Annotated in this window: 12 protein-coding genes and 1 pseudogene; 3 read left to right on the forward strand and 10 right to left on the reverse strand. The window is 50.1% G+C overall.

Going from position 1 to position 10,752, the window contains the following annotated elements:
* Positions 1-9: 9 nt before the first annotated feature.
* The 6 genes and pseudogenes from NXV01_RS23910 to NXV01_RS23935 form a co-directional block, all read right to left on the reverse strand.
* A pseudogene (locus tag NXV01_RS23910) lies at positions 10-700 on the reverse strand (hypothetical protein).
* The gene (locus NXV01_RS23915; RefSeq protein WP_004320535.1) at positions 681-1,178 is read right to left on the reverse strand and encodes a PH domain-containing protein; all 498 of its coding nucleotides are present in this window, start codon (positions 1,176-1,178) and stop codon (positions 681-683) included. Before NXV01_RS23915 ends, NXV01_RS23910 begins: the two are co-directional and overlap by 20 nt.
* A complete protein-coding gene (locus NXV01_RS23920; RefSeq protein ID WP_004320533.1) occupies positions 1,175-2,563 on the reverse strand; it encodes a toprim domain-containing protein in 1,389 nt (462 codons plus the stop codon). The genes NXV01_RS23915 and NXV01_RS23920 overlap by 4 nt, the downstream gene beginning before the upstream one ends.
* A 3-nt stretch (positions 2,564-2,566) precedes the next feature.
* A complete protein-coding gene (locus tag NXV01_RS23925) occupies positions 2,567-4,144 on the reverse strand; it encodes a hypothetical protein (RefSeq protein ID WP_259023320.1) in 1,578 nt (525 codons plus the stop codon).
* A gap of 16 nt (positions 4,145-4,160) precedes the next feature.
* Positions 4,161-4,385, reverse strand: coding sequence for a hypothetical protein (locus NXV01_RS23930; RefSeq protein WP_004301303.1), 225 nt, complete (start codon positions 4,383-4,385; stop codon positions 4,161-4,163).
* A 20-nt stretch (positions 4,386-4,405) separates the two neighbouring features.
* The gene (locus NXV01_RS23935; protein WP_258978743.1) at positions 4,406-5,164 is read right to left on the reverse strand and encodes a DUF4099 domain-containing protein; all 759 of its coding nucleotides are present in this window, start codon (positions 5,162-5,164) and stop codon (positions 4,406-4,408) included.
* A gap of 219 nt (positions 5,165-5,383) precedes the next feature.
* On the opposite strand from NXV01_RS23935, the gene NXV01_RS23940 reads away from it, so the two are divergent.
* Positions 5,384-6,037, forward strand: coding sequence for a M23 family metallopeptidase (locus NXV01_RS23940; RefSeq protein ID WP_008669703.1), 654 nt, complete (start codon positions 5,384-5,386; stop codon positions 6,035-6,037).
* A gap of 148 nt (positions 6,038-6,185) precedes the next feature.
* Here the strand turns inward: NXV01_RS23940 and cobO are convergent, their stop codons facing one another.
* The 4 genes from cobO to NXV01_RS23960 are packed head-to-tail and all read right to left on the reverse strand — an operon-like array spanning position 6,186 to position 9,261.
* Positions 6,186-6,704 (reverse strand): cob(I)yrinic acid a,c-diamide adenosyltransferase, encoded by a 519-nt coding sequence (gene cobO, locus NXV01_RS23945; protein ID WP_004301307.1) that lies wholly within the window; start codon positions 6,702-6,704, stop codon positions 6,186-6,188.
* A gap of 33 nt (positions 6,705-6,737) precedes the next feature.
* Positions 6,738-7,451 carry an ATPase gene (locus NXV01_RS23950; RefSeq protein ID WP_008782483.1) on the reverse strand — a complete coding sequence of 238 codons (714 nt, stop codon included), beginning with the start codon at positions 7,449-7,451 and terminating at the stop codon, positions 6,738-6,740.
* Positions 7,452-7,468: 17 nt separating this feature from the next.
* Positions 7,469-8,542, reverse strand: a complete 1,074-nt coding sequence (locus NXV01_RS23955) for a nucleotidyl transferase AbiEii/AbiGii toxin family protein (protein ID WP_008782484.1) — start codon at positions 8,540-8,542, stop codon at positions 7,469-7,471.
* A complete protein-coding gene (locus tag NXV01_RS23960; protein ID WP_008669710.1) occupies positions 8,539-9,261 on the reverse strand; it encodes a DUF6577 family protein in 723 nt (240 codons plus the stop codon). Before NXV01_RS23960 ends, NXV01_RS23955 begins: the two co-directional genes overlap by 4 nt.
* A gap of 481 nt (positions 9,262-9,742) precedes the next feature.
* Here NXV01_RS23960 and NXV01_RS23965 point away from each other — a divergent pair, with 481 nt between their 5' ends.
* On the forward strand, positions 9,743-9,967 hold the full coding sequence (locus tag NXV01_RS23965; RefSeq protein WP_008782486.1) for a hypothetical protein: 225 nt from the start codon (positions 9,743-9,745) through the stop codon (positions 9,965-9,967).
* A gap of 47 nt (positions 9,968-10,014) precedes the next feature.
* Positions 10,015-10,647, forward strand: coding sequence for a hypothetical protein (locus NXV01_RS23970; protein WP_008669713.1), 633 nt, complete (start codon positions 10,015-10,017; stop codon positions 10,645-10,647).
* Positions 10,648-10,752 lie beyond the last annotated feature (105 nt).

The raw sequence follows: 10,752 nt of genomic DNA on the forward strand, positions 1-10,752 counted from the left end.
CACCTGATTTTATCGTGCAAGGACGGCAGCCCTGCGCCAACGGGACATGGCCATCCGTGCCGCCTCTCCGTTGTTGCGGTCGAGCATCCCGGCCGTCACGTTGTTCCACACGTCATTGAGGGTATAGTACCGTATGCTCAGGTAGAGCAGGTGCAGCTTCCCGGCTGAAAACCGAAAGTTTGTCGTTCAACGCCCACAAGGTCTTGCTGCGTTCCGCACCCGTGAGCATATTCTCTTTGCCGCCCTTGGCCACTGCGTCATTCAGGAGCGTGAAGACCGATACCAGTTCCGTTGCCGTCTCGATATACAGATTGTTCATGCTCATGGAGGCGATGATGCCCTGCGGGTTGTTTCGGATGGCGTTGCCCAATTTCCCTAACGTGAGAAAGATTCTCACGCCGTCGTTGTAGAGATGGGTGCAGGCTTTCAGCGATGAAGCGTAGCCGCTTACCGTCTTGAGATAACTGTTGTACTGCTTCTCCCATTTGTGGATGCGGTTAAACTCGGCGGCGATGCTGTTCTGCAGCATAGCTGTCTTCGTCTGACCATTTATCTGTTTCTCTATTTGGTCATTGATAACCTCGTTGCCCTCGGCCAACGCCATCCATTCCAACGGATTGGACGCCGTGATTTGGGCTTTTGCCCAGTGTGGCATCAGGCAGAGGGCAAAAATGACCAGACTAATGATTCGTGATTTCATATATTCCCTTTTTTCGTTTGTTATACTCGACCCGTTCCCGGATAAGCGTTACCACATCGAAGTTGTGTCTGATGCCTACCAAATCAAGCCGGGGTGTATTCCTGTCCATCGAGAAGATGCGTACCGTCTTTAGGCCGCAAAGCTGCTGCATGAGGCTTTGGTGTTCCACAAAGTCCACGATACGATATTGTTCCATGTAGTCCGTCTTCCGGGACAGCACCCCATGCCTGCTGATAAGCTGCTCGCTACCGATGTGGTAGCGTGTCCGGCGCAGATAGATGAAACGGTACAGCAATGCCAAAGAAAGCAATGCGGCAACCGATACGGCAAGAGCTGTCAGAGGCAGTCCCTCCATGCCACCGTACACCCATGCTGCACAGCACAATACGATTGCGGGCAGCTCGTCGATGACGAACTGTCCGGCGTGCGGTTGCAGCACGATGCTTTGGAAATGTCCTGTGGGTGCATCGGTCATCATCGGCGAAAGTGTGTTTGTTGTTCCTCTTCCGGTGACTGTTCTCTCGCCTGTGTCTCATCGACCGTCTCTTCCTGTTTCTGCCCGGCCAAAAGCTGTTCGTTCCAGTCCTTGTTGGGATAGGTAGGCTGTTCACGGACAAAAGAGGCGTCATTCGCCTTGTCCAGACCGAGGAACTCCCGCAATCCTTCACGGAACTCCTTGTAATTTCCGTTCATGATATCCGTCTGTTCCCGTATGTCGTCCGGATGGCACAGGCCGCTCGAACGCATCGACATGGCTTCTTCCCATGCGGATTCATATTTCCCGTAGCTCGACCGCAAAGCGTCGGGCAGCAGGTCTATGTCTCCTTCATCGAGGTTCTTGCCGTCAGCGACGGAATCCAGATAAGGCTTCCGCTCCGGTGTCTCCTCGATGGTGGAACGGACAGCCCGGTACATCTCCTGTTGCAGGTTCTTGGCAAACTCGATTCCCGCAAGGTCGGTATCGAAACAGATGTGTTGCTTGGCAGGAAGCGAGAGCGTGAGGACACCCCGCATCTGTTCCACCGTCGGGTTACCGCCGGTAGATATGAAGACCGCTTTCCGCAAATCCTTGTCGTTGGCCTGATGAAGCTGGTAATAGGCCATCGCGTCGTATGCACTCTCGAACCAGTAGATATGCTTGGCTTCGGTAAGCGTAGTTTTGGCTGGGCTGGCAATCCATAGCCCTTGGCTCGAATTGCTCCCTTCCGCCTTCCCTTTATAACTGCCGCTGCCATCCATGCGAGGGCGCCCTCGCTCTTCCAGACCGACAACCTGTCCCGTATCTTTCGGAACGGTCAGCGGAAAGGCGAGGTTGGTGTATTTCATGCCGTCCTCACGGTGTTTCGTCGCCAGACAAAAGTTCCGGTGGAAGGCGTATTGCGTGTAAAGGTCGATGCCCCGATGCTTGAAGAACGGATAGAACTTCTTTTGTGTCGCCCGATCCTGCGGATTGAACTGGTGAATGTCGTAATCCGCCATGTCAAACGGCTTCACATCCCGTTTAGGCTGGATAATCCGGGTATCCCGGTCAGCGACGGGATGGTTCAGCAACCGGTTGCAGACAAGGTTTACCAGTCGGTCGGGAGACACACCGGCATGGTATTCCGCGAAAAAATGCGGATGCTCCTTGATAAAGGAAATGATGTTATACGACTTCTGCTGTTGCGGTTTGAAACAACATTTCCCTTGCTGCGTGACAATGAATTTGTCGTTGCGGATGCGCCGCCCCTCGCTGTCCAACCGGACATACGAGGGATAGCGCAGGCCGTCACGCCGGTTCAGGTGATAGCCCGCGTCGATAAGCACGTCCTGAATGTTCAGCCTGCGCAGAAAATCGTCATAAGTCAGTTCGCCCTCTCTCATGGTTTACCTCCCCATTCTCATATCATTGATTTCACGGTTCATCTCTGCCTCGAAACAACGGATGGCCACATCCCTCGGCGTATCGACACCCGGCTTGAAGTACGGGCGTGGCGGACCGCCGAAACACTCGCCGTAGAACTCCGGGGCATGGCAGTGATGGTGGATGCCGTGTGCGACACCCGCCGCGACTACCGTACCTGCGGTGAGGGCGGCAAAGATTTTCGTGCCGAGACCCCGCTGTGCTTCCGGGCGTGTTTTCATGTCCACTTCGCTGAAAATCTTGGAAAAGAGCTTCATCCGGTGATAGTCATCCACAGCAAGGAACTTGTCGTAGTCCCGTTGGGTTATCTCATGGCTGATAGCCTGACCGTCGATAACGGCGGTCATCCTGTATTTCCCCTCGGTCTGTGCCGGTTGAACGGCTATCTGGCTCACTTCAACTTCCCGCCCGTGCTTCTCTTCCCGATACCATCCCTTGTTTTCATTCAGAAACTGGAGGTCACGCCCGTCCACTGCCGCACCGACATAGCCCTGTATGGATTCCTCTTGCTGTTGCAGCGAGGTTTCCACCGGCATGAAAGCCTCCTGCTCCTGCCGTTGGCGTTGTTCCAAATCCTGCTGTACTTCGGGATGCAGGCCGATAGCGATGCGTTGATCGCTGTTGAGAGCCTCCATCGTCACTTTGTCGGAAAAGTCAGCCCCGATAATGCCGTTCAGCAGTTCCAGACGTTTTTCTACGGGTTGTTCCTCGATGGGTGCGGCAACCAGTGTCCTCACTTCCTTTTCCGTCAGGTCATAGACCATATCGGCTTGGACGCTTTCCGACTGCACAGTCAGCGTCCGCCTTTCCGCATCCACGACAAGACCGTGCGAGGCAAGGCACTCCGCCAATTTCTCGTTGGAAAAATAGACCGGAGAGGCTATAAGCTCCTTGTACGACCGTGCCGGTTCCCCGCTGCGCGGACGGCTGACCATCGGCGTGATGACCGCCTGCAAGTCCTGCAGAACGTCCCGTTGCTGTACGGGTTGCGCCTGTTGATGCCCCTTGTAATAGAATCCGTAACCGCCCGATTGCAACTCGCCGGGCTTCATGCGCCCGTCGGGACGTTCGGGTACGATGGACGGCCCCGGAAAGAACAGTTGGCCGCCGACCCTGCGCAGGTGCAAGCCCCACTGGTTGCGTGGCGTCCAGCCGAGGAACGGCGGGGGCATTCCCATCCGTCCCATGCGACCGTACTCGCCGATGCCGATGCGGTAGCCGTGCAGCCCCATAGCCACACGCCCGTTGGCATTGCGGGCATGGACGAAGTTCTTGGGCATATAGAAGTCTTTGCCCACGATGCTCGTGAGCACGTTGTAGGCTTTCTTGTTGGCCGTATTGGTTCCCCAGTCCGTGAGTGCCAACATCTGACGTTCGCTTATCGGATAGACCAGCAGCGGAGAATTATGCCCCTGCACAATCAGCCGATACCCTGAACCATCAAGCGCAACATGGGCTTGCAGGCCGTTACGCATCAGCATATTGCGCATTTCGGGCTGCAAGTCCATCTGCCGGGGATTGGTATTCGTTCGTATCGCCATAGTCGGATTGTTTTCGTTATGCGTCGCCGCGTTCCATTGCTGCCTCCAGCTGTTCGTCCTTGAAGCGGACAAACTCGGCAGCGGATTCGTTGCCGACAGCAAGCCCCTTTTCCTCGCAGTAACGGGCGTATTCCTCCTGCCAGTCGGCGGAGAAATGATTGACGTAATCGAGCCAGCCGTATTCGCCGCTCTGCATCTTCCCGACAAGTACCTCTTCGGGATAATATTCGTTTTGTGCCATAATCTACGGATTGATTGTTTTTACTTGTGGAGGGCTGCCGCACGGTTGCGTTCGCCGCTCTTCTTCTGTTCGTTCCACAACTCCTCGGTGTAGTCCTCTTCCGAAACGTAGTCAAGGTTGCCGTCATCGTCCATGATCCAGCAACCGTAGCACCCGAAGGTGTATTTGTCCCACTCGCGCTTGGGCTGGTTGCGCCATTGCTGCGCGTCGCCCGAACAGAAGCGGATGCCGGTCTTGGCATGAAGGTCTATGCCCACTGTAGCAGACTCGCCGTCCACGACGACCGTCAGCGGCTCGCCGTGCTGCATCCCGTTTACCTCCACCGCACCGAGGCGCATGACCTCGGCCAGCACTTTCAGGTTGCGTGCGATGATGGGCGTGGGGACATACATCACCTGTTTCGTCTCGGTGTCAATCTGCACGAAAGCCTTGCTGCTCCGGCCGTCCGCCATTTCCACGTCGGCGACAATCGCCTTGCCGTCGAGCAACTGTTTCTGCTGCGCTTCGTCATACCGTTCCAACGGAGAGGATTTCAGTGCCGGATAGAAGACCACATCCACCTGACCGTTGTCCATGCGGATAAAGGCAAAGCGGCTACGGCTCTCTATTTGCCCGCCATGCTCGTCCGTAACACGCACGGGAAGCACGGGAGAATGCCGACCATTGCAGATGTCGTCCAACACACGCATCGGCAAATCCTCGATCATCTCCCGTGTGAGACCGAATCGTTCCAGTGCCGGGAAGGGTAATTCATCAAATTCAATCTGAACTTTTTTCATACTATATTTATATTATAAAATTGTACTATACAAAGATAGAGACATCTTATTGTGACGAACAAAAATACAGCTATATAAACGGTTGTAATATGCTGTTTTTATCTTCATTAGTACAATTATCTAATCAAAATCGTACTAATAGACGCAAAATATCAAACCAATACAAGAAATGACGGCTGTTTGTTTCCGACATGAAAACTCCCGTTATAACTTTGCCGAATGAGAAAAATTTTACTGATAGCAATATCGGGTATTTCATTCTGCACGATGCCCGTTCAGGCGCAGTTCAACACGATTGCCAAGACACCAGAAAGATACAAGGTAGAAGCCTTGCAGGAGGGTATGAAAAAGCAGGAGCCGACACCCGAAAGCATGGCTCCTGCACAGGAGACTTCGACAAAACCTGCCGATGAAAGTAAGAAGTTGTGGATTGACCGTTATCTCAGCGTGTCTTATCCATTGCAGCGCATCAGAATTACATCGCCATACGGCTACCGGAAAGACCCGTTTACCGGGAAGAGGAAGTTTCACGGCGGTATCGACCTGCACGCACGGGGCGAGCAGGTATTGGCCATGATGGAGGGGGTGGTCATCAAAGTGGGACAGGACAAGACTTCCGGCAAGTATGTGACCCTGCGGCACGGAAATTACACCGTCAGCTATTGCCACCTTTCACGGGTGCTGGCCGCCAAGGGTACGGTAGTCCGTCCCCGTGATGCCGTCGGTATAACCGGCTCGACTGGACGAAGTACAGGCGAACACCTGCACATAACCTGCAAGCTAAATGGCAAGAGTGTCGATCCGTCGGTCGTTTTCGATTACATCAGGACTACACAGCAGGAGTGCATTTCAGCTTTGAGCAGACTGTTGTAAGAGTGTTTATGTCGCCAAACGCTAATCGAAAAGAGTGTCATTAGGTGATGTGGTTTTCGATTAAAACAGGGGACTTTTCATTTTGGAACTTATCGTAATTTTTTATTTGAATGATTGTGAAACCAAGACCGAGTAGGGAGATCGGACTCTAACGGTCTATCCCGTTGCGGGAGAGGACGCCTTCCGTGTAATAATGTTTGACTTCTCGCATCTCCGTGACCAAGTCGGCTATGTCGATCAATTCTGCCGGAGCGTACCGTCCCGTGATTACCAACTCTGTCCCGGAATGTCGTCGAGAAATCGCCGTCAATACCTCCTCAATAGAAAGCAACTCGTAATACAGGGCAATGGTTAGTTCATCGAGCACGACCAGATTATACTCTCCCGAAGCGAGAATTTGTTTGCAGCTTTCCAATCCCGCATAAGCTGCGTCAATATCTTCTTGTGCCGGCTTCTTTTCAATAAAGCACCCCCGACCGAATTGCTGGATGCGGACGTTGTTAAACAGATGTTCGATCTTGGTTTCATTATATTTCATGTTCTTTACGAATTGTCCGATGAAGACGCTTCCTCCGGCACACAAAACTCGAATGGCAAGCCCAAATGCGGCCGTTGTCTTTCCTTTCCCGTTGCCAGTATAGACATGTATATATCCTTTGTTTTCCATATTGTTGATTTATGATTGCAAATGTAATCCGTGTTATGGTTCGGCGGAAAGATGGGCAAAACAATAAGTATAGGTTTGAATCGTGCCATCCTCAAGCCGGATGTCATAACTTTGGCTAAAGGGAGTTCCCAGTCGGAAAAGTACGGGTGAAGAGAATATCGGTCCGTCGTAGCAGAACGTGTGGTATTCTCCGTTTTCTCCGTTGGGGTCCATTTCCTTGGGGAGAGAGGCAATAAAGTCGGCATCTACCTCGCGACCGATGGCATCCATTCCCAAGCCATCGGCTTGCGTGGTCACGATGACCGTCTTCAGTCCGGAAGCGAGGTATTGCTGCATGACGATTTCCGAGGAGACTACTCCCCATAACGGCTCCACAACCTCTATTCCGAGTGGAGCGAGTTGTCGCTCCCGGTAGGCACGGACATCGTGCAAGTAAATATCCCCGAAAATAAAATGGGTTACTCCTTGCTCCTTGAAATGTAGGGCTGCGCAAGTCATGGCCTCTGCGTAATTTTCAAGGTTCCCCTGGGGTGTGAGATTCACGATATGCAGGGGAATACCGATACTGTCTGCTTGTGCCTGAAGCAAGGGGAGTGGGATACCGTGCATGGTGGAGCGTTGCGAGTCACGATTGATTGTGGTGAGCAGGGCAACGATGTCGTATAGCTCCGATTGACGAGCTCGCCAAAGGGCATGCGCGGAGTCTTTTCCCCCGCTCCAGTTGAATACGGCTTTTATCTTTTCCATTCGATGTTCGTAAAACTTCATGCTTCCAATAACTCACTCGTTTTTGCCCAATAATAGTAGGCTTCCGGTAGGTTGCTTCTCAGCTTATTCAGTTTGTTGGGCAGCGAAGGTCGGATGACCATATCCTTTATATCGGCAGGGTTGTTGGAATAAGATTCTATTTCATTGATTCCCTTTTCAATTAACGTGGCTAAATAAGCCGCCCTTGCTGCATCAATAATGGCATGGTCTATCAGATAACGCTGATTGTACATGAATGATTTGACACGGATGATTCCGTCTTGTATCAGGTCGAAGTCTCCTTCTCCGGCTTTTCCCCGTGTGGAGATACAAAGTGCCGTTTGGCGGATGTCATTGAAAACTTGCCCTATGTCCGTTCCGAAAGACCGGTATGAAAGTTCGACCACCGCAATCTTACGGAACGCTTCTTTGGTAATCTGCAAGTCTGAAACATTTTCAAACAGCCGCCCCACATCATAAAGCTGTTTGGCTATCTCCATCGAACAGGACCTTCCATTCTTGTAATAAGGTATTCCAGTTGTGTTGGGAGCGAAAGCCGTCAGTTTATCGCCCAAAATATCTTCTGCGGACGGGACTGTTACCATCAATGGTTTTCCTTCCAACCGTATGAACGGGCAGTCGATAGCTATTTGTTGGGTACGGAAATAATGAATGTCCTCGTAGAGTACATCCAGCAGGATATAGGATTGTGCATCGGTGTCATTTCGGTAGGCAATCTGATAGAAAAACTTGGAATGGCTCTTGGGAATATCCGCATCATCCCGTTGCTTGCGTTCCACAAGTTCCAGATTGATGAAGCCGAAATCGGCAAATGATTTCAGATAGTCTTCAATGTTGGTTCCAGGGGGACAGATAACATCAATGTCGATTGACAGACGATGAGCAGATTTCCCAAGTATGAGCATAAGTGCCGTTCCTCCCTTAAAAACCAGTGGACACCCGGCTTTAACCAGCATTTCAAGCAGGGACAGGGCACGGATTACTTTCTCTATCAGATTTTTATCATTATAGTGCAATTCGGATGAAACCTGTTCGATCCATTCTGCCGTAAAACACTCCTTCTTTATCATTTTATGTTCAGATTTTCTAATATGGACAATATTTCTTCTTTTGCCTTACGTCTGCCGGCATACCTGAATAGCCGATTTCGATTGACAGCGTACAGGTTAAAGGCATTTTCAAAGATATGCTCGCTTTCACTACCTTGTAGGTAGAAGAAATCCGCATCCCTCAATATATCCACCAACAGCTTTTCCAGTGTAGGCATCGGTACATCTGATACTTTCTGCAAAGGAGCTTCCGAGACCAAATTTTTCACAAAAAAGACACGGCTGTCCATATCTACATATCGGTAAATCATATCTTTGTCCGGTCGCAGATAGACGTCACGGTTCCCGTCTTTCAAAAAGTTGAAAACCGTTTCTGCCGAATCCCTGTCTGTTTCCACATAGACAACACGGTTGGAAGAAAGGTGATGCTGCAAGGGTGCGATAATATCCCCCTGATAGACGCAGAACTTCGCAAATGGGAAATTGACCAGCAACGAATCGTAAATTTCTCTTACTTCACCTATGAGTTTAGGAACAAAGGGCTGTTTCATGACTTTAGCATACATTCCGCGTCCGGTTCTGACCAGTGCATTTTCATTCACGAGCTTGAACAGATACCATGACAAGGAAGACTTGCTTATACCAACCTTTTCGTGAAGATAGGCAAACAAGTCATCCATGCTGAAATCACGGTGTACTTCAGCGTATTCAAGTATGGATGTCGTTGTTTTATTACTCATATTATATCCTGTTTTTGCCTGCAAATATAGCAAATTTTCGGCACTATTCAGAAATAGTGCCGAAAATTTGTATTTATTTAAAACAATCTATATGTAAATAACCTTTTGTCATCATCTACTAAATATCGGCACTAAATTAAAATTGTGCCGATATTTAGTGGTTGTTCAATATTGTACAATGACAATTTACCAAATCGTATTTTCCTGTTTTATTGTTGTCACATCTCGTTTATCGGCAGGTCATTCTTTACTCTTTTCGTCGGCGAATGTAGGACGAAGCGCATAATCGCCAAGCCGCATTGCATTCGGATGACGAAAACAGACTGTTGCACGGTCGGTTTTCTATCCGGGTTTGGCTTATGATGCCACAGCTTCATCCTCTGGCTGCCTCAAAAAGCTGAAAACAAACCTGCACGGCAAACGAAAGCAGGGAAAAAGAAAAAATCAGCAGAAAAGTTCAACCAATTAAAAGTAAACAAGTATGGTAGAAGAAATTAGACAAGACGGCAAAGTGATATTGTCGAGCGAAGACGTTTTTTCCGTCCCTATGATTTTCAACAACCTTTGTGGAAAGAATTTCATTGGCAAAGAATACAAGGACTATATCAGGCATATAGCCTTTGAGGAAATGGGACTTAAGCCGGGCATCGTGTCCCATTATCGGGACGGTGTTCTATATAAGAACGGCACAATCCCGGAACTTTGAACAGGTAAACCCAAATAGGAACAGCAAAAATCAAAATTCATATAGATATGGAAACAACAACTATCCATCCGGCAGAAGCCTATCTCCGAAACGAGCAGAATCCCGCCTCTTTATATGTAAGGATTGCAGGCCAACGCAGGCGATTATTCATCAACCGCAATGAAAATGTTATCGGCATTATTGCGCCCAAAAAACGAAAAAGCGGGTACATCTTCACAGATTGGGCAAGCATTGAGAAGATATACTATCCGTCATCCTCTCCCGAAGATGCAGCGGACATAGAAAAGAAACTGGTCTTGAAATACCAGAAACTTGCCCGGCTTGCCACGCATACAAACGACTGGCTTCGCAAAATCGCTAATGCCGATTTGGATAAATCCCTTTACGAGAACCGCATCACGACCGGCACACGCATCGACGGCAAGTGTATCGGACTTGCCACCATCGAGAAGTATTGCGGCAGTTGGGATATGGCTCGTTTCAGAACGGCACTGAAGCAAGGCGAAAAGTTTTCCACCGGACGTTTCGACTTTTGTGGCTATGACGGTACGTTATGGTGTGAGCCGCGCGAAAACGGCGATATGGCGGCTGGATTCAGCAAAGAATACCGGAATTGCGGTAACGGCTACTATTATCTGCTTATCAACGATGAATACATGATAGGCTATGACATAGACTGAGTTATATGCAGGGTAAGGACAGACCGTATCGGGCAAAGTCTCGGTACGGTCTGATGTTCCCGTCCGCCAACGACCTTTTATAGAACTCCTGTTCTCCCTCTTATA

Origin of the sequence: Bacteroides sp. BFG-606, assembly GCF_024788145.1 — a bacterium.
GTDB classification, from domain to species: domain Bacteria; phylum Bacteroidota; class Bacteroidia; order Bacteroidales; family Bacteroidaceae; genus Bacteroides; species Bacteroides vicugnae.